The following is a 17435-nucleotide window of genomic DNA, read 5'->3' as shown; positions in this document are numbered from 1 at the left end:
CGACGCATGGGCCGCCGGCGCTTGCGCTATCATGGCGGCCATGACTGATACCACTGCCCCCACCCTCTACGAGACCATCGGCGGCGCCCCCGTGCTGCGCGAAATGGTCGACCGTTTTTATGACTTGATGGAACTCGAAGCCGAGTTCGCCGGCATCCGCGTCATGCATCCGCCTTCGACGGACGGTTCGCGCGACAAGCTGTATTTCTTCCTGACGGGCTGGATGGGCGGGCCGGACTTGTATATCGAGAAATTCGGCCACCCGCGCCTGCGCGCGCGTCACTTGCCCTACGCCATCGGCACCAGCGAGCGCGACCAGTGGCTGCGCGCCATGGCTTGGGCCATGGAAGACACGGGCATCGAAGAGCCCTTGCGCGTGCGCCTGATGGAATCGTTCTATCAGACGGCCGACTGGATGCGCAACAAACCTGACTGACACCCATGAGCCCAATCGAGTTTTACAGCCTGCTGGGCGCCGCCATCGTCGCCATCGTCCTGTTGCTATTGATCTTGCTGCGCCCCCGTGGCGCGGCCGGCGATGGCGCCACCACCCTGGCCCTGGTGCAACAGCACCAGCAGCAAAGCCTGGAGCGCATCGACCGGGTCGAGCGCGAAGTGCGGCTGCAGCTGCAGGCGTCGGCACAAGCGACGCGGCAAGACCTGGCCACCAGCCTGGCGCAATTCCAGGCGGCGACCCTGCAGCAGCTCGACAGCCTGCGCACGCAGATGCAGGCGCAGGGAAAAGTCGGGCGCGAGGAACAGGCGCAAAGCCTGGCGCGCTTTGCCGACAGCACCAACCAGACCCTGGCGCAGCTGACGGAATCGAATGCGCAGCGCATGCTGGAAGTGCGCGCCACCCTGGAAAGCAAGATCCGCGACTTGCAGGCCGACAATGGCGCGCGCCTGGAAGAGATGCGCAAGACGGTCGACGAGAAATTGCACGCGACGCTGGAAACGCGCCTGACTGCCTCGTTCCAGCAAGTGTCGGAGCGGCTGGAAAAAGTCCACCAGGGCCTCGGCGAGATGCAGCAGCTGGCGCTGGGCGTGGGCGACCTGAAGCGGGTGCTCACCAACGTCAAGACGCGGGGAACGTGGGGTGAAGTGCAGCTGGAAATGCTGCTGGAGCAGGTACTCACTGTCGACCAGTACGCGAAGAACGTGGAAACCTTGCCGGGCAGCGGCGCGCGCGTGGAATTCGCCCTGAAATTGCCGGGCCTGTCCGATGGCGGGCCGCCCGTGTGGATGCCGATCGATGCGAAGTTCCCCAAGGAACAGTATGAGCGCCTGGTCGAAGCGGCCGAGCGGGCCGATGCGGACGGCGTGGCCCTGGCCGGACGCGAGCTGGAACGGGCCGTGCGGGGCGAAGCGAAAACCATCGCGGACAAATACCTGGCGCCGCCGCTGACCACCGACTTTGCCATCCTCTTCCTGCCCACGGAAGGCTTGTATGCGGAAGTGTTGCGCCGCCCGGGCCTGGCCGATGAATTGCAGCGCGTGCACCGGGTCAGCATCGCGGGGCCATCCACGTTGACGGCCTTGCTCAACAGCCTGCAAATGGGTTTCCGCACCCTGGCGCTGGAAAAGCGCTCGTCGGAAGTGTGGCAAGTGCTGGGCGCCGTGAAGACGGAATTCGGCAAGTTTGGCGACGTGCTGTCGCAAACCCGGCTGACCCTGGAAAAGGCGGCGAAGAATATCGAAAGCGCGGAAGTGCGCAGCCGGCAAATGGCGCGCAAATTGAAATCCGTGGAAGCCTTGCCGGGCGAGGCGGCTGCCTTGCTGCTGGGTAAGGCGGACGCGGGGCTGTCCGCCGAAGCGGACGGCGAATAGCGCCGCCGGCGTTCAGGCCGCCGCCGCAGGCCGGCGGCGCAGCGTGGCGCAGACCAGCAGCGCGAGTCCCGCCAGCAGCATGGCCCACGTTTGCGGTTCCGGCACGGCGGGCAGGACGGACAGGCCGGTGGGCGGCAGCGAAGGCAGCATGACGGTGGGGTTGAACGGCTCGACGATGATGCTGCTGCCGCGCGGTGGCTGGCCACCGCCTATGCCCGACGGCAACATCGTGTCGCGGCTGCCGCGCACGAAATCGAAGCCCGGCAGGGGCAGGCCGGCCACCACGGCCGGCGGCGCCGCGCCCGTGAGCGAGCCGCCATGCGCGGCGACGGGATGCTCGATGACGGGCACGCCCGTTGCCGCCGGCGCGGCCGCTGCCGGCGTTGCACCGCCCGGCGCGGCGCCAACGGGGGCGGCGCCAGCGCCGCGCGGCCCGGCCGCCGCCTGCGTGATGCGGCTGACATTGCGGCACACGGTGGGCACGAGGATGCAGGCGCCCTGCACGCAGTACACGAGTCCCCTTTCCTGCATCTGCTCGCTCCAGCCTGAGCGCGTGACATTGCGGCAGACGCGGCCCGGGCCGAAATGCATGTCGCTGATGCGCGCATCGTAATTGCCCTTGCCGCGGATGGCGTCGCGGCTGATCACGACGATTTCATCATACTGGCGCGCGCGCATGCGCGCCTTCAATTGCTCGCGCACCTGCGGCGCGATGTCCGGGTACCTGTCCACGGCGGCCACGACGTCGCCCATGAACGGGTCGGCGCCGGGGCGGTTCCAGCTGCAGTTGTCCAGGACGTCGGCCCGAGGGGCCCCTTTGGCGTAGGCGGGCGGCGGCGCGAGGGTCAATAGGCCAAGCAGGCAAGCCGCTCCCAGCATGCTGGCGCCCGCGCTCCAAGAGCGGTGTCTCATTATTAGTTTCCTCGTGAAAACAATATCAAAATTGAACTTTTCGTATAAGTTCGGATGTTATCACCGAAGAAACTTCAATATCAACAAATAAATAAAATAATTACAATTAGTGTTGTGTTTATTGATATGTTATTTGAAGAAATAATTAACATTTTTATCTCAATAGCCGAGCAGTTTCCGGGAAGAAAATTGATTGCGAAGGAGCAATGCAAACGGCCCGCGCAGGGCGGGCCGTTGTGGCGAGGGGGGATAAGTGGCGCAGCGTGGACTGCGGTCCGGCCGGCGCGTCAGCTTGGCCGGTGGGGGCGCGTCAGGTCAATCCCTGGAACAGCACGATATCGACCAGGTCGCCGGCGGCCACGTGGCCTTGCGCTTCATGCAGCACGATCATGCAATTGGCTTGCGTCATCGAGCGCAGGATGCCCGAGCCTTGCGCGCCCGTTACGCGCACGTGCTGGCGCCCGTCCGCGCCGCGCTCGACGATGCCGCGCTGGTATTCCGTGCGGCCCCGTTTCTTGCGGATCGCCGCTTGCGCCGCCACTTGCAGCAGCGGCAGGGCGGACGTGTCCGCGTCGGCGCCCATCAGGCGCAGCAGGGTGGGGCGGGCGAGGAAATAAAACGCCGCCATCACGGCCACCGGGTTGCCGGGCAGGCCCAGCAGTAGTGCCGATTCGCCTTCGCTGGCAATCCGCCCGAAGGCCATGGGGCGGCCCGGGCGCATGTTGATTTGCCAGAAGGCCACGTCACCGAGGCGCGCGAGGATGTCGCGCGTAAAATCGGCCGCGCCGCTGGATACGCCGCCCGAGGTGATGATGACGTCGGCCGTGGCGCAGGCGCCGCGCAGGGCCGTTTCCAGCGCCTGCGGATTGTCCTTGACGATGCCCATGTCGAGGACTTCGCAGCCGAGGCGCGTCAGCATGCCCAGCAGGGTGTAGCGGTTGCTGTCGTAGATGCAGCCCGCGTCGAGCGGCTCGCCGATCGAGCGCAATTCGTCGCCGGTGGAAAAGAAGGCCACGCGCAGGCGGCGGCGCACGGGCACCGTGGCGATGCCCAGCGAGGCCAGCAAACCCAGCTCGGCCGGTCCGAGTATCTTGCCTTGCAGCAGGGCCGGCTTGTCCTGCATCAAGTCTTCACCCTTGAAGCGGCGGTTGTCGCCGGCGCGGATGCAGTCCGGTGCCACGGTAATGCTGGCGTCGCCCGCTTGCAGCACCAGTTCCTGCGGCACCACGCTGTCGCAACCGTCGGGCATGACGGCGCCCGTCATGATGCGCGCGCATTGGCCGCGTCCGATTTTGACCGTGCCGGGACGCCCGGCCAGGATGGTGTCGACCACGGCCAGGGTCACGGGGGTGTCGCCGCCGAGGTCGGCGCCAAGGTCAGCTCCGTAAAGCGCATAGCCATCCATGGCGGAATTGTCGTGCGCAGGCACGCTGATGGGCGAGATGATGTCGGCCGCCAGGATGCGTTCGAACGCTTGCGGCAGCGGCAGTTCCTCGATCTCGGCCACGGGCGCGACGGTGTCGGCCAGGATGGCTTGCGCCATCGGCACGGACAGGCCCTGCGCCTGCTGGGCGGCCAGCTCGTCCGGGGTATTGATGTTGCCGAATGCACTATTGTTTTCGAAGAGTACTTCGGCCAGTTTCAATGGGCCGTGCCAGGTGCGCATGCGGCGTTCGCCGCCGCGCAGATAGGCGTCGAGCTGGGGCAGGGCGGATGTTTTTACCAGGCAAAAGACGGGGTGCGGGCGGCGCACGGCCGTTCCCGTCGCCGCATCGATTTCCTCGGTGACGGCGATGGCCAGGTCGGCATTGTCTTGCGTCAAACCGGCGGCCAGGCGCACCGCCAGGTCGGGCGGCAGCAGGGGCGAGTCGCAAGGCACGGTGAGCAGATAGGGCGTGTTGGCGTGCTGCATGCCGCTGTGCAAGCCGGCCAGCGGACCCAGCTGGCCTGGCAGCACGTCGGGCCACACGGGCAGGCCGAAGCGCGCGTAGTCGCCTGCATCCGCGTGGACGCTGAGGGCCAGCTGGCCCACTTGCGGCGCCAGGCGCTGGGCCACGTGGCGCGCCAGGGGCTGGCCATGCAGGGGCAGCATGCCCTTGTCGCGCTGGCCCATGCGCGTACCGAGGCCGCCGGCCAGGATCAGGCCGGTAATGTCGTGTTTGTTGATCATGTCAGGTAGGAAAATTGGTGCATGCGCCATGGTAGCAGCGGCGGGCGCGCGCTGCGCCCGATTCAGCCGCCGATGTACGACATTTCCACTTTCTTTTTACCGTGCTCAAGCGCACCGCCCGTCAAATCCGTCTGGCTGGTGCGCAATTGCGAATAGCGGTCGCCGCGGCCGCGCCACAGCTGCGCCACGGCCGAGGAGATTTCCGCGTCGCTGCGGCCGCCGCGCAGCAGGCTGCGCAAGTCGTGGCCGCTGCTGGCGAACAGGCAGGTGTACAGCTTGCCCTCGGTCGAGAGGCGGGCGCGGCTGCACTCGCCGCAGAACGCTTGCGTGACGCTGGAAATGAGGCCGATTTCGCCGCTGCCATCGGCATAGCGCCAGCGCGCCGCCGTCTCGCCCGCGTAGTTCGGATCGATGGGCTGCAAGGGCATGTGCGCGGCGATGCGCCGCACCACTTCCGCGGAAGGGATGACTTCCTGCAAGTTCCAGCCGTTCGAGGCGCCCACGTCCATGTATTCGATGAAGCGCAGGATGTAGGGCGTGCCCTTGAAGTGGCGCGCCATGGGCACGATTTCCTGCTCGTTCATGCCGGCCTTGACGACCATGTTGATCTTGATGGGCCCCAGGCCGGCCGCGTGCGCCGCATCGATGCCGTGCAGCACGTCGGCCACGGCGAAATCGACGTCGTTCATGCGCTTGAAGGTGGCGTCGTCGAGCGAGTCGAGCGACACGGTGACCCGGTTCAGGCCCGCATCCTTGAGCGCCTGCGCTTTTCTTGCCAGCAAGGAACCATTGGTCGTCAGGGTCAGGTCCAGCGGCTGGCCCGACGGCGTGCGCAGGTCGGCCAGCATGGCGATGAGCTTTTCGATATTCTTGCGCAGCAGCGGCTCGCCGCCCGTCAGGCGTATCTTTTCCACCCCGTGCGCGACGAACAGGCGCGCGACGCGCGTGATTTCCTCGAACGACAGCAAATCCGTGTGCGGCAGGTAGACGTGGTTCTTGTCGAATACGTCCTTGGGCATGCAATACACGCAGCGGAAATTGCAGCGGTCGGTAATCGAGATGCGCAAGTCGTGCAGGGGCCGGCCCAGGCTGTCGGCCACGTTGCCGCTGGGGCTATCCAGCTGCGCGGGAATCGCCAAAGCCCCGTTGCGGGCTTCGGCGAGGTAGATAATCTTGTCAGCCATGAAAGGTGATACCACTTACGTTGAGTCGTTCAAGGCAGATACGATAGCACGAGGCCGAAGATGGCACAGGCGAGCAGCAATTTGATGGTGCCCACCTGAAACCTGATCAGTGCCACGCCGGCCGCCAGCGCGATGGCGATCGCCAGCCAGTCCCAGTGCGGCAGCGGGTTTTCTTGCCAGAAGACATGGCGGCCAAAGAACAGGGCCAGGCTGGCGATGACGCCCACCACGGCCGCCGAGATGGCCGTCAGGGGCGCGCTCAGGCGCAGATTGCCGCGCGACGCTTCCAGCAGCGGCGCGCCGGCCAGGATGAAGATGAACGAGGGCAGGAAGGTGAACCAGCTGGCGACGAGCGCGCCGCACACGCCTGCCAGCCACAGGTGTTCTCCCGTCACGGCATGGCTCCAGCCGCCGACAAAACCGATGAAGGCGACGATCATGATCAGGGGGCCGGGCGTCGTTTCGCCCAGCGCCAGGCCATCCATCATTTGCGCGCTGGTGATCCAGTGGTAGTGCTCGGCGGCGCCCTGCACCAGGTAGGGCAGCACGGCATACGCGCCGCCGAACGTCAGCAGGGCCGCCTTGCTGAAAAACACGCCCATCTGCGCCAGCGGCTGGTCCGCGCCGCCCGCCAGCGCCAGGCCCAGCCAGGCGAGGAAGGTCAGGGCCAGGCCCACGGCGGCCGTGCCTAGCAGGCGTGGCCAGCTGAAGCGCGCGTGTTCCGGCGTGGGCGTGTCGTCATCGATCAGGGCGGCGCCGTAGCGGGCCGCGCCGCCATGCGAGGCGGCGCCGCCATGGAAGTGGGCCGGCAGCCAGCGGCCGCCCGCCATGCCCAGCAGGGCTGCGGCGAGCACGATCAGCGGAAATGGCAGCTGTAGCGCGGCGATGGCGACAAATGCGCCCGCCGCGATGGCGATCAGGCCGGGACTGCGCAAGGTGCGCCGGCCCAGGCGCCAGGCGGCCGCCAGCACGATGGCGACGACGGCCGGCTTGACGCCGTACAGGATGCCGGCGATGGCGGCCACGTGGCCATACGCCATGTACAGCCAGGACAGGACGATCAGCAGCAGCAGCGAAGGCAGCAAAAACAGCAGGCCCGCCACCAGGGCGCCGCGCGTGCGGTGCATCAGCCAGCCGATGTAGATGGCCAGCTGGGTCGCTTCCGGCCCCGGCAGCAGCATGCAGTAATTCAGGGCGTGCAGGAAGCGCTGCTCGGAAATCCAGCGCCGCTTTTCCACCAGTTCCGCATGCATCATGGCGATTTGCCCGGCCGGACCGCCAAAGCTGACGCAGCCGAGCTTGAGCCAGTACCAGAAGGCGCTGCGCAGGCTGACGGGGGCGGGAAGTTGGTTGGCGTTCTCGTGCATGGCGGCTGGCTGGCAAAGTTGGGGACGTAAAAAAGGGGAAGCCTGAGCTTCCCCTTTCATCATCGGCGGCTGGGCGAACCCTGCACGCTTATGGACGTTGCGTGTTGACCTGGATCAACGGCTCATCCGATTGCGGCGGCAATGGCTTGCGTTCGCGCGGCTTGCGTACCGGAGCGACTGCCTTGGCGGCCGCTTCCTGCGCCAGGCGCAGTTTTTCCGGATCGGTGGCAGCCAGGGTCAGGCCGGCCGAACCGAGCACTGCGCTCAAGTCCAGCGGCGCGGCCACTGGCGCGGCAGGTGCCGGGGCAGGCGCGGCGACAGGCGCCGGCGCTGGTGCAGGAGCAGGAGCAACTTCGGCAACCACCGGCGCGGCTTCCGCCACGACAGGTGCCGCTTCGGCTACCGGCGCTTCTTCCACCACGACGACCGTTTCCACGACAGCAACTGCTTCCACGACTGGCGCCGCTTCGACGATGACTTCCGCTGGAGCAGGGGCTGGTGCGGCTTGCGCTTTTTCGGCGAAGCTGTACTCGGCAACCGGCGCCGGTTCGGCAGCGGCTGGTTCAGCTTGCGCTGCAGCCACTTCGACAGGGGCTGCCGGCACGATCACTTCAGCAACTGGGGCAACTTCTGCGGCAGGAGCGGCTTCTTCGACCTTGGCGATGTCCACGACCTTGGCCACTTCCACCACTTCAGCCACGACGGCTGGCGCGGCTTCGGCGGCAGCTTCCACTGGCGCGGCAGCGACAGCAGCTTCCGGCGCCGGAGCAACCGTAAAGCTGATCACTGGCGCATCCTGGCCTTCGTTCTCGCCATTTGCCGATTCGATCAGCTCGCCCGTTTCGCGGTCGCGGCGGTTGCGGTTGCGGCCGCCACGACGACGGCGGCGGCGCGGTTCTTCGCCTTCCACGTCGTTTTCCGTCTCTTCGCCTTCAGGACCGGCATTCGCCGGTGCTTTCAGCAGGTTGGCCGGTGCGGCGTCGGATTCCGGGCCGCTGGACGGCACGACGACGTTCACTGCGCTGGCGGTGGCGCCAACCAGTGCCAGCTCTTCAGCTTTCACTTCAGCAACAACAGCCTTGTCGGCGCGCGGTTCGCGGCCTTCGCGTGGCTGGCGTGGCGGACGTTCGGCACGTTCCGGACGCTCGGCGCGCTCCGGGCGTTCCGCGCGTTCAGGACGTTCGCCCCGTTCGCGTGGCGCTGCCGTTGCATCGCCGCCTTCGCGTGCTTCACGCGGTTCGCGTGGCGGACGCGGCGGGCGTGGCGGACGGGCCGCTTTTTCCAGTGCTTCCGCTTCTTTCGCGGCATCGTCCTGGGCTGGACGGCCCTGGCCCGGTTCGCGCTCTTCGCGGCCAGGCTTGCCGTTGCGGCCACGGCCACGCGGGCCACGGCTGTTGCGGTCGCCGCGGTCGGCGCCGGCCGGCTTGGCTGGTGCGACAGGGGCGGGTGCCGGTGCCACCGGTGCCGGGGCGCCGGTGAAGAAGCTGATGATCTTGGCGATCAGGCCTTGCGGCGCGGCAGGCGCGGCCACGGGAGCCGGTTTCGCTTCGACGGGCTTGCGCTCGACCAGCGGTGCCGGCTGGTCAGGGGTGATCGTCTTGACGACGGCTTCCTGGCGCGGCTTGGCTTCTTCCTTCTGGCGCTTGCTGTAAGCCATGTCGGTTTCAGCGCTTTCAGCCAGGTTGTAGCTGGCCTGGCTGTCTTCCAGACGCGGATCGTCGTGCTTGATGCGTTCCAGCTTGTAGTGCGGCGTTTCCAGATGCTTGTTCGGGATCAGGATCACGGCGATGCGGTGGCGGTTTTCGATCTTCAGCACTTCGCCGCGCTTTTCGTTCAGCAGGAAGGCGCCCACGTCCACGGGCACTTGCACGTGGATGGTGGCCGAGTTTTCCTTCATCGCTTCTTCCTGGATGATGCGCAGCACTTGCAGGGCGGACGATTCCGTATCGCGGATGTGGCCGGTGCCGGAGCAGCGCGGGCACGTCACGTGCGAGCCTTCGGACAGCGAAGGACGCAGGCGCTGGCGCGACAGTTCCATCAGGCCGAAGCGGGAAATCTTGCCCATTTGTACACGGGCACGGTCATGGTGCAGCGCATCTTTCAGGCGCTGTTCCACTTCGCGCTGATTCTTTGCCACTTCCATGTCGATGAAGTCGATGACGATCAGGCCGCCCAAGTCGCGCAAGCGCAGCTGGCGGGCCACTTCTTCGGCCGCTTCGCAGTTGGTGTTGAAGGCGGTCGTCTCGATGTCCGAGCCGCGCGTGGCGCGGGCCGAGTTGACGTCCACGGACACCAGCGCTTCCGTATGGTCGATCACGATGGCGCCGCCCGATGGCAGCGGCACGGTGCGGCTGTACGCCGTTTCGATCTGGTGTTCGATCTGGAAGCGCGAGAACAGCGGCACGTCGTCGCTGTAGCGTTTCACGCGGTGCACCATGTCGGGCATCACGTGGCTCATGAACTGGTGCGCCTGGTCGTAGATCTCGTCGGTGTCGATCAGGATCTCGCCGATGTCGGGCTGGAAGTAGTCGCGGATGGCGCGGATGACGAGCGACGATTCCTGGTAGATCAGGAAAGCGCCGTTGGCCGACTTGCCGGCGCCTTCGATGGCGCGCCACAGTTGCATCAGGTAATTCAAGTCCCACTGCAGTTCATCGACGTTGCGGCCGATGCCGGCGGTGCGGGCAATGACGGACATGCCAGCTGGCAAGTCCAGTTTATCCATGGTTTCGCGCAATTCCTGGCGCTCTTCACCTTCCACGCGGCGCGATACGCCACCGCCACGCGGGTTGTTCGGCATCAATACCAGGTAACGGCCGGCCAGCGAGACGAACGAGGTCAGGGCGGCGCCCTTGTTGCCGCGCTCTTCCTTTTCCACCTGGACCATGATTTCCTGGCCTTCGCGCAGCGCTTCCTTGACGGAAGCGTTACGCACGTCCACGCCTTCGCGGAAGTACGTGCGGGCAACTTCCTTGAAAGGCAGGAAGCCGTGGCGGTCTTCGCCATAGCTGACGAAGCACGCTTCGAGCGATGGCTCGATGCGCGTGATCACGCCCTTGTAGATGTTGGATTTGCGCTGTTCGCGCCCGGCTGTCTCGATATCGATGTCGATCAGTTTTTGTCCGTCGACAATCGCTACGCGCAGTTCTTCTTGCTGCGTGGCATTAAACAACATGCGTTTCATTTTTATAACTCCGCGACCCGTAGGCCATCTCAAAGCCGCTTCCGGGGAAGCGGCGAAGTACAGGGATATATGCGAGAACGGGAGTGCTGGCGGGGGAAATGCCTAGGCGTGCGGAGCAACAACGCGTACGAGGTATACGTTACGGCCGCAACAGGCGCGGTGAGGTCGATCGTCATGCCGAGTGCACAGGACACCTGCAACTCATCTGAAGCAGCCCGGATGTCGGGGGCAGAGAATGCAAGTGGTCAGCAAATTCAGAGCCAAATCGTAAGCCGGCTCATTACAGGGATCGCGATGGCGAGGCTTGGCCTCAGCCTATTCATCGACAACCCTCAGTATTGTGGCCGCATACGGGGTTTGGCGAAAACGGCAAGCGTTATCAACTTCATCAACCCGCGAGCCCGACTCGATAAGTCGCGCTAACGGGTACTTATCCTTATAATCCAATACACTCACTTCAGCATCTCCACGCGTTATCCGATTACAACTACGGTGCAACCTTGATTCGCGCAGGGATGGTGCATATACATTTTTTTCCACCGAATTTGCAATTTGGCGAGGCCGGTGGAGACGCCCCTGTGTAAAATGTGCTTTTATTCTTACACTCGCAGCAGCCAGGGCCGCAGCAAAAACAATTATATATTCAAAATGAAGGACTTAGAGAGATTTCTGGGAAGACATAGTAAATGAAGAGTCAAAATGATGTTGTTCCCCCTTCAACACCCCCGGTTCAGCCGCAAGCCCAATTCGTAACGATCGCCGAGGAAGAAGCAGGCCAGCGCATCGACAACTACTTATTAAGAGTGTGCAAGGGAGTGCCTAAAAGCCACATCTACCGGATCTTGCGATCGGGAGAAGTGCGGGTTAATAAAGGCCGTATCGATCAGCTGTACCGTCTCGCCGCCGGCGACGTGGTGCGCATTCCACCCGTGCGCGTGGCCGAAAAGGCCGCCACGGGCGCGCCGGCCGCCGAATTCAAGATCATCTTCGAAGATGCGCAGCTGCTCGTCATCGACAAGCCGGCCGGCGTGGCCGTGCATGGCGGCTCGGGCGTCTCGTTCGGCGTGATCGAGCAATTGCGCGCTTCGCGCCCCGACGCCAAGTTTTTGGAACTGGTGCACCGCCTGGACCGCGACACGTCCGGCTTGTTGTTGCTGGCAAAGAAACGTTCCGCGTTGACGAATCTGCATGAACAGATGCGCGACGGCGTCACGGACAAGCGTTACCTGGTGCTGGTGGCGGGCGACTGGAAGAATGCGCGCCAGCATATCAAGTTGCCGTTGCACAAATATACGACGGCCGAAGGCGAGCGCCGGGTGGCCGTGCAGGCCGATGGCCTGGCGTCGCACACGGTGTTTTCACTGTTGCATAAATATCACAACTTCGCCTTGCTGGAAGCGGAATTGAAGACGGGACGCACGCACCAGATCCGCGTGCACCTGTCTTCGTCCGGTTTCCCCATCGCCGGCGACGATAAATATGGCGACTTTGCCCTCAACCGTGCCCTGTTGAAAGCTGACAGCACGCGCGGCGCCCTGAAACGCATGTTCCTGCACGCGCACCAGATCACGTTCACGCATCCGGAAACGGGCAAGACGATGACCTTGAACGCGCCGCTGGCTGCCGAATGCGAGCGTTTCTTGGTAAGCTTGGGCAAACCATTGGCCGTTGCCGCACGCTAAATATCCACCGTGCGCGCGACACTACTCACAAGGTAGTCAGTCGCCAGCATTCATTCTCAAGGAGCCGGCGGCTATGCCGTCGGGAAACATGGCAAGAAAGCAATTTGATCTGATCGTCTTCGATTGGGACGGTACCCTGATAGACAGTACCTCGACCATCGTCAAGTGCATCCAGGCGTCGGCCAAAGACCTGGGCTTGCCAATTCCCACCGAGTTGCTCGCTTCGCATGTGATCGGCCTGGGCTTGCAGGAAGCCATGCAGCTGGTGATGCCCGACGTGGAGCCGAAATACCATGCGCGCATGGCGGAACGCTACCGTTATCACTATCTGTCGCGCGACCATGAGCTGGCTTTGTTTCCTGGCGTCTACGAGATGCTGCAGGAACTGTCGCAGCAAGCGTATTTCCTCGCCGTCGCCACGGGCAAGAGCCGCGTCGGCCTGAACCGCTCCTTGAATGCCGTCAAGCTGCTGTCCCTGTTCGATGCGACGCGTTGCGCCGATGAAACCTTTTCCAAGCCCCATCCGGCCATGCTGCAGGAACTGACGCGCGAACTGGGGCAGGACATGCGCCGCACCGTGATGATCGGCGACACCAGTCATGATTTGTTGATGGCAAGCAATGCAGGCGCGGCCGGTATTGCCGTAGAGTATGGAGCGCATCCGGTGGCACAGTTGCAAGCTTGCAATCCCCTGTATTCGGCCGCCACGGTGGCCGAGCTGCATCAATGGCTGAGCGAGCACGCATGATGAACGATGTTGTCGACGTTTTCATCTGTGCCGCCGACGCCGTGGCCGATGGCGGCAAGGGTGTGCGCTTTCCCGTCTCGGCCGGCGGTGAAGCCACCACGGGCTTTGTCGTGCGCCATGGCGGCAAGGCGTATGGCTACCTGAACCGCTGCGCCCACGTGCCGATCGAACTGGACTGGGCGGAAGGCGAGTTTTTCGAGTCCAGCGGCTTGTACCTGATGTGTTCGACGCATGGCGCCATCTATGTGCCGGAAAGCGGCTACTGTGCGGGCGGCCCCTGCAAGGGCGGGCGCTTGCGCCCGATCGCCGTGGCCGAACGCGATGGCCAGCTGTACTGGCAACCCGACGAGTATGTCCAGCCGCTGCCGGCCTGAGGCCGGGGCAGGCCTTCTGTAATTTACGCAAAGTGAACCATGAGCGATAACACGAATGACAAGCTGGACAGTAGCGCGCCAGCCGCCGGCCACGGCGCCCCTGCGGGACACTGGGAGCGCGAAGTGCTGGAAAAGCTGGTATTTGCCACTTTGCAAGAGCAACGCGCGCACCGCCGCTGGAGCATCTTTTTCAAGGTCTTCGGCTTGCTGATCGTGCTGTTCGCCCTGTGGGTGTTTTATGACTACAACACGGCCGACGACAGCGAAACCCTGGGCCGCCACACGGCCCTGATCGACATCAGCGGCGCCATCGAGTCCGAAGGCAGCGGCTCGGCCGCCGTCGTCATCCCCGCGCTGGACAAGGCGTTTTCCGATGCCGGTTCCGTGGCCGTGGTGCTGCATATTAATAGTCCGGGCGGCAGTCCCGTGCAGGCAGGCATGATCGTCGACGAGATGCAGCGCCTGCGCAAGGGCTATCCGGACAAGCCTTTATATGTGGTGGTCGATGAAATGTGCGCCTCGGGCGGCTATTACATCGCCGCCGCCGCCGACCGCATCTACGTCAACAAGGCCAGCGTGGTCGGTTCCATCGGCGTGCTGATGGATGGCTTCGGCTTCACGGGCGTGATGGAAAAGGTGGGCGTCGAGCGCCGCCTGCTGACGGCGGGCGAGAACAAGGGCTTCATGGACCCGTTCAGCCCCCTGACGGAAAAACACAAGGCGTATGCGCAAGGCATGCTCAATGAAATCCACCAGCAATTCATCGACGTGGTGCGCGCGGGACGGGGCAAGCGCCTGAAGGAAACGGCCGATACCTTCTCCGGCCTGTACTGGACGGGCGCGAAAGCCGTGGAAATGGGCCTGGCCGACGATTTCGGCACGGTCGACAGCGTGGCGCGCGACGTCGTCAAGGCGGAAGACATCGTCGACTACACGCAGCATGAAGGCTTGCCGGAACGGGTGCTGAAGAAGTTTGGCGCCGCCATGGGTGCGGGCGCCATGAAGGCGGCCGTGCAGCAGTCGCAACCGGCGTTGCGCTGAGGACATCACTCTTGGCAGGCAGGCAAGCCAGTCGAGAATGATTTTCAATAAGGTGGTAAATTGGCTTGAAAATAGGGCTGCTTGGGCTATAGTGAAATCGTAGTTCTTTTCAAGGAGGGGCGATATATCAACTATGTTGTCAGTACTAACTTGATTGGCAGGTCTTGGAACTACTCGCCGCATCGCAGATGTGGTTTTGAGTGAATTTACATTCCTCACTAAAGTCCCGATGGGGCTTGGGAACGGCGGCGCAATGCCGCCGTTTCCTTTTGTGCGTCGTTCATGTTCGATGGTCCGGTATCGCTGGATGGGGTTGGGCGTGCTGGCAAGGCAGGCATGCGAGGGCGTGGCATGGCTGGTCGGATGGGCCGCGCTCAGACGGCGCAGCCGTTGCAGTGCACGGGCAGGGGAGCGGCGCTGGTTTCCCTGGCTGCTGTTGCACCGGCGTCAACGTTTATGCTGGTATCGGACGGCATGTCCGCCATGGCGGGCGCGGTCGCGTTGTCGGCCTGCGCATCCGCGTGCGCAAAACCGCCCAGTTCCAGCCAGCACATGAAATGACATTGCGCCTCGGCATGCCAGCGCGTCTGGCTTGCCGGCGATGGCGGCGCGTCCGCATCCTGCGGCGCAGGGGCGGTGCTCCAGCGCGCCACGCCGAGTCTGACCTTGTGCATGGCCGCCTGTTCTGCGGCGATGCGCAGGCGCATGTCGGCGATGTTGCCTTGTAAGGCGATGGTATCGGTATGTTCCATACGATGTCCTTGTCAGTCGGTGCCTAGTTATTATTCCTAAAGCTCGCTAGGCGGATTCCTAACGAAGTTTCAGTCTATCAACGCGATATTCCGAGCGCTTGATATTTCTCAAAGGAATCAACCATTTCTCGCCAAATCTCACCTTGTTCTTTTTGGTATTTCTGCGTGCACCATGGTTTCGTGCCGCCTGGGCCGCCGCGCGGACGCCAGGCGCCGCCGCTTCACGCTGCCAGCCGCTTCTGGTAAAGTCACGCCCATGAGTAAATTATCCCTAGACCGCATCCTGCAATCGCAGGGTTTTGGCACCCGTAAATATTGTCGTTCCCTCATCGAGGATGGCGATGTCGTCATCGATGGCGTCACCCAGACCAATTACCGCACCACCGTCGAGACCGAAGGCCTGGTGCTGCACGTGTTCGAAGAAGAGTGGGTGTACCGCGCGCACCTGTACCTGGCGCTGAACAAGCCCGCCAACTTCGAATGCTCGCGCAAGCCCAGCCATCATCCTGGCGTGCTGACCCTGTTGCCGGAACAATTCACCTGGCGCGAAGTCCAGCCCGTCGGCCGGCTCGACCACGATACGACCGGCATGCTGCTGATGTCCGACGATGGCCCGTTTATCCATGCACAATCGTCGCCGAAGCGCCACGTTCCGAAGATTTACCAGGCCACCACGCAAGAGCCCGTGACGGATGAGCTGGTGGCCCTGCTGCTGGCCGGCGTGCAATTGCACGACGAGCCGGCCCCGCTGGCGGCCCTCGTCTGCGTCAAGCGCGGCGAGCACCAGCTGGAAATCGTGCTCGAGCAAGGCAAGTACCACCAGGTCAAGCGCATGCTGGCCGCCGCCGGCAACCATTGCAGCGCGCTGCACCGTTCCGCCATCGGCAGCCTGACCCTGGAATCGCTGGGCATCGCCGAAGGCGAGTGGTGCTACCTCACGCCCGAGCAGATCGCGCTCCTGGCCTAGCCCCTTCCTGACCGCCAAAGCCGGGGATATCCCGGCTTTTTGGCGTCTTTAGTCTCCATTGCCTGCATTTGACGAAGTTTCCCGCACATGAAATTAGCTACCCTGAAGGATGGTACGCGCGACGGCCAGCTGGCTGTCGTCTCGCGCGACCTGAAAACGGCCCATCTGGCCGATGGCATCGCCTCGACCCTGCAAAAGGCGCTCGACGACTGGAGTTTCATCGCGCCCCAGCTCGATTTGCTGTACCAGACCATCAATAGCGGACGCGGCCATCGCGCCTTCGAATTCGATCCCGCCAACTGCATGGCGCCCTTGCCGCGCAGCAGCCTGCGCGTGGCCGGCGCAGCCTACCTGCAGCAGATCGAGCGGGCCTGCAAGGCGGCGGGCAGCGAGGCGCCCGCCAATCTGCGCGATGCGCCGCGCCTGTACCAGGGTGCCAGCGACGATTTCCTGGGCGCCCAGGACGAGATCGTGCTGGCGCACGAGCAGTGGGGCATCGACTACGAAGCGGGCATCGCCGCCATCACGGACGACGTGGCCATGGGGTCGACGCCGGACCAGGCGCACCTGAACATCAAGCTGTTGATGCTGGTCAACGACATCACCCTGCGCAACCTGGCGCCGGACGAGCAGGCGAGTGGTTATGGTTTCCTGCAGGCGAAACCGGCCATGGCGTGCTCTCCAGTCGCCATCACGCCCGACGAGTTGGGGGACGCCTGGCGCGGCGGCAAGGTGCATTACGCGCTGCGCTGCAGCCTGAACGGCAAGTTGACGGGCCAGCCCCACGCGGGCGCCGACATGGCGTTCAATTACCCGCAATTGCTCGCCCACCTGTGCCAGACGCGCAACGCGCGCGCCGGCAGCGTGGTCAGCGCGGGCGGGGTCGCCAACAAGGAAGTCAAGAAAGGATTTTCCAGTATTTTTGAGCGACGTAACCAGGAGATGATCGCCGATGGCGTCGCCAGCACGCCGTATTTGCTGTTCGGCGACGTGCTCCGGTTGGAAATGCTGGGCGATGATGGTAAATCCCTGTTTGGTGCCATCGAGCAGACCGTGAAACAGGCCGAGGCGAGAAAAAACCGTTAGGAGCCCCGAGAAAATGGCCATGACTGCGTTGCAACCCCTCGCCGTACTATTCGTACTGTCTTCGGGGCTGCGCCTTGTCCTGACCATTTTTCGGTCTCCTTTGAAGTGGGCGCCTGCGGCGCCTTGTTTCATTTAGGCAAA

14 protein-coding genes are annotated in these 17435 nt (G+C 63.9%); 8 read left to right on the top strand and 6 right to left on the bottom strand.

Annotated features, from left to right (window positions below; all coding sequences use genetic code 11):
- The first annotated feature begins 40 nt into the window (after nt 1–40).
- Together O3300_RS11175 and rmuC are read left to right on the top strand one after the other, a co-directional pair.
- A complete protein-coding gene (locus O3300_RS11175) occupies nt 41–436 on the top strand; it encodes a group II truncated hemoglobin (RefSeq protein ID WP_305052939.1) in 396 nt (131 codons plus the stop codon).
- Nucleotides 437–441: 5 nt separating this feature from the next.
- A complete protein-coding gene (gene rmuC, locus O3300_RS11170; RefSeq protein ID WP_289898665.1) occupies nt 442–1827 on the top strand; it encodes a DNA recombination protein RmuC in 1386 nt (461 codons plus the stop codon).
- Nucleotides 1828–1839: 12 nt separating this feature from the next.
- Here the strand turns inward: rmuC and O3300_RS11165 are convergent, their stop codons facing one another.
- The 5 genes from O3300_RS11165 to O3300_RS11145 form a co-directional block, all read right to left on the bottom strand.
- A complete protein-coding gene (locus tag O3300_RS11165; protein WP_305052938.1) occupies nt 1840–2739 on the bottom strand; it encodes an MHFG family PEP-CTERM protein in 900 nt (299 codons plus the stop codon).
- Nucleotides 2740–3049: 310 nt separating this feature from the next.
- Nucleotides 3050–4909, bottom strand: coding sequence for a gephyrin-like molybdotransferase Glp (glp, locus tag O3300_RS11160; RefSeq protein WP_305052937.1), 1860 nt, complete (start codon nt 4907–4909; stop codon nt 3050–3052).
- A gap of 62 nt (nt 4910–4971) precedes the next feature.
- The gene (moaA, locus tag O3300_RS11155; RefSeq protein WP_289911212.1) at nt 4972–6093 is read right to left on the bottom strand and encodes a GTP 3',8-cyclase MoaA; all 1122 of its coding nucleotides are present in this window, start codon (nt 6091–6093) and stop codon (nt 4972–4974) included.
- A gap of 29 nt (nt 6094–6122) precedes the next feature.
- On the bottom strand, nt 6123–7460 hold the full coding sequence (gene chrA / locus O3300_RS11150; protein WP_305052936.1) for a chromate efflux transporter: 1338 nt from the start codon (nt 7458–7460) through the stop codon (nt 6123–6125).
- 88 nt (nt 7461–7548) lie between these two features.
- A complete protein-coding gene (locus O3300_RS11145) occupies nt 7549–10644 on the bottom strand; it encodes an Rne/Rng family ribonuclease (RefSeq protein WP_305052935.1) in 3096 nt (1031 codons plus the stop codon).
- 686 nt (nt 10645–11330) lie between these two features.
- Between O3300_RS11145 and O3300_RS11140 the strand changes: the two genes are divergently transcribed.
- From O3300_RS11140 to O3300_RS11125, 4 genes are all read left to right on the top strand, one after another.
- The gene (locus tag O3300_RS11140; protein ID WP_077407877.1) at nt 11331–12326 is read left to right on the top strand and encodes an RluA family pseudouridine synthase; all 996 of its coding nucleotides are present in this window, start codon (nt 11331–11333) and stop codon (nt 12324–12326) included.
- Between the two features lie 88 nt (nt 12327–12414).
- Complete coding sequence (locus O3300_RS11135) at nt 12415–13074, top strand: HAD-IIIA family hydrolase (protein ID WP_035821424.1); 660 nt, start codon at nt 12415–12417, stop codon at nt 13072–13074.
- On the top strand, nt 13071–13448 hold the full coding sequence (locus O3300_RS11130) for a Rieske 2Fe-2S domain-containing protein (protein WP_115057572.1): 378 nt from the start codon (nt 13071–13073) through the stop codon (nt 13446–13448). Before O3300_RS11135 ends, O3300_RS11130 begins: the two co-directional genes overlap by 4 nt.
- A 39-nt stretch (nt 13449–13487) precedes the next feature.
- Nucleotides 13488–14489 (top strand): S49 family peptidase, encoded by a 1002-nt coding sequence (locus O3300_RS11125; RefSeq protein WP_099666845.1) that lies wholly within the window; start codon nt 13488–13490, stop codon nt 14487–14489.
- Between the two features lie 374 nt (nt 14490–14863).
- Here O3300_RS11125 and O3300_RS11120 read toward each other — a convergent pair whose 3' ends face one another.
- Nucleotides 14864–15241 (bottom strand): hypothetical protein, encoded by a 378-nt coding sequence (locus O3300_RS11120; protein ID WP_305052934.1) that lies wholly within the window; start codon nt 15239–15241, stop codon nt 14864–14866.
- A gap of 256 nt (nt 15242–15497) precedes the next feature.
- Between O3300_RS11120 and O3300_RS11115 the strand changes: the two genes are divergently transcribed.
- Together O3300_RS11115 and O3300_RS11110 are read left to right on the top strand one after the other, a co-directional pair.
- Nucleotides 15498–16208, top strand: coding sequence for a pseudouridine synthase (locus O3300_RS11115; RefSeq protein ID WP_034754110.1), 711 nt, complete (start codon nt 15498–15500; stop codon nt 16206–16208).
- Nucleotides 16209–16295: 87 nt separating this feature from the next.
- Nucleotides 16296–17294 carry a fumarylacetoacetate hydrolase family protein gene (locus O3300_RS11110; RefSeq protein ID WP_305052933.1) on the top strand — a complete coding sequence of 333 codons (999 nt, stop codon included), beginning with the start codon at nt 16296–16298 and terminating at the stop codon, nt 17292–17294.
- The last annotated feature ends 141 nt before the right edge of the window (nt 17295–17435 follow it).

Source organism: Janthinobacterium sp. SUN206, from assembly GCF_030587305.1.
Lineage (GTDB): Bacteria > Pseudomonadota > Gammaproteobacteria > Burkholderiales > Burkholderiaceae_D > Janthinobacterium > Janthinobacterium kumbetense.
This window is presented reverse-complemented; position numbering and strand designations above follow the sequence as displayed.

Bases quoted from the DNA above. Each gene is read 5' to 3' on its own strand.
- O3300_RS11110 (WP_305052933.1), top strand. From the start codon at position 16,296: ATGAAATTAGCTACCCTGAAGGATGGTACGCGCGACGGCCAGCTGGCT.
- glp (WP_305052937.1), bottom strand. From the start codon at position 4,909: ATGATCAACAAACACGACATTACCGGCCTGATCCTGGCCGGCGGCCTC.
- O3300_RS11140 (WP_077407877.1), top strand. From the start codon at position 11,331: ATGAAGAGTCAAAATGATGTTGTTCCCCCTTCAACACCCCCGGTTCAG.
- moaA (WP_289911212.1), bottom strand. From the start codon at position 6,093: ATGGCTGACAAGATTATCTACCTCGCCGAAGCCCGCAACGGGGCTTTG.
- O3300_RS11125 (WP_099666845.1), top strand. From the start codon at position 13,488: ATGAGCGATAACACGAATGACAAGCTGGACAGTAGCGCGCCAGCCGCC.
- O3300_RS11175 (WP_305052939.1), top strand. From the start codon at position 41: ATGACTGATACCACTGCCCCCACCCTCTACGAGACCATCGGCGGCGCC.
- O3300_RS11145 (WP_305052935.1), bottom strand. From the start codon at position 10,644: ATGAAACGCATGTTGTTTAATGCCACGCAGCAAGAAGAACTGCGCGTA.
- O3300_RS11120 (WP_305052934.1), bottom strand. From the start codon at position 15,241: ATGGAACATACCGATACCATCGCCTTACAAGGCAACATCGCCGACATG.
- rmuC (WP_289898665.1), top strand. From the start codon at position 442: ATGAGCCCAATCGAGTTTTACAGCCTGCTGGGCGCCGCCATCGTCGCC.
- O3300_RS11165 (WP_305052938.1), bottom strand. From the start codon at position 2,739: ATGAGACACCGCTCTTGGAGCGCGGGCGCCAGCATGCTGGGAGCGGCT.
- O3300_RS11115 (WP_034754110.1), top strand. From the start codon at position 15,498: ATGAGTAAATTATCCCTAGACCGCATCCTGCAATCGCAGGGTTTTGGC.
- O3300_RS11135 (WP_035821424.1), top strand. From the start codon at position 12,415: ATGGCAAGAAAGCAATTTGATCTGATCGTCTTCGATTGGGACGGTACC.
- chrA (WP_305052936.1), bottom strand. From the start codon at position 7,460: ATGCACGAGAACGCCAACCAACTTCCCGCCCCCGTCAGCCTGCGCAGC.
- O3300_RS11130 (WP_115057572.1), top strand. From the start codon at position 13,071: ATGATGAACGATGTTGTCGACGTTTTCATCTGTGCCGCCGACGCCGTG.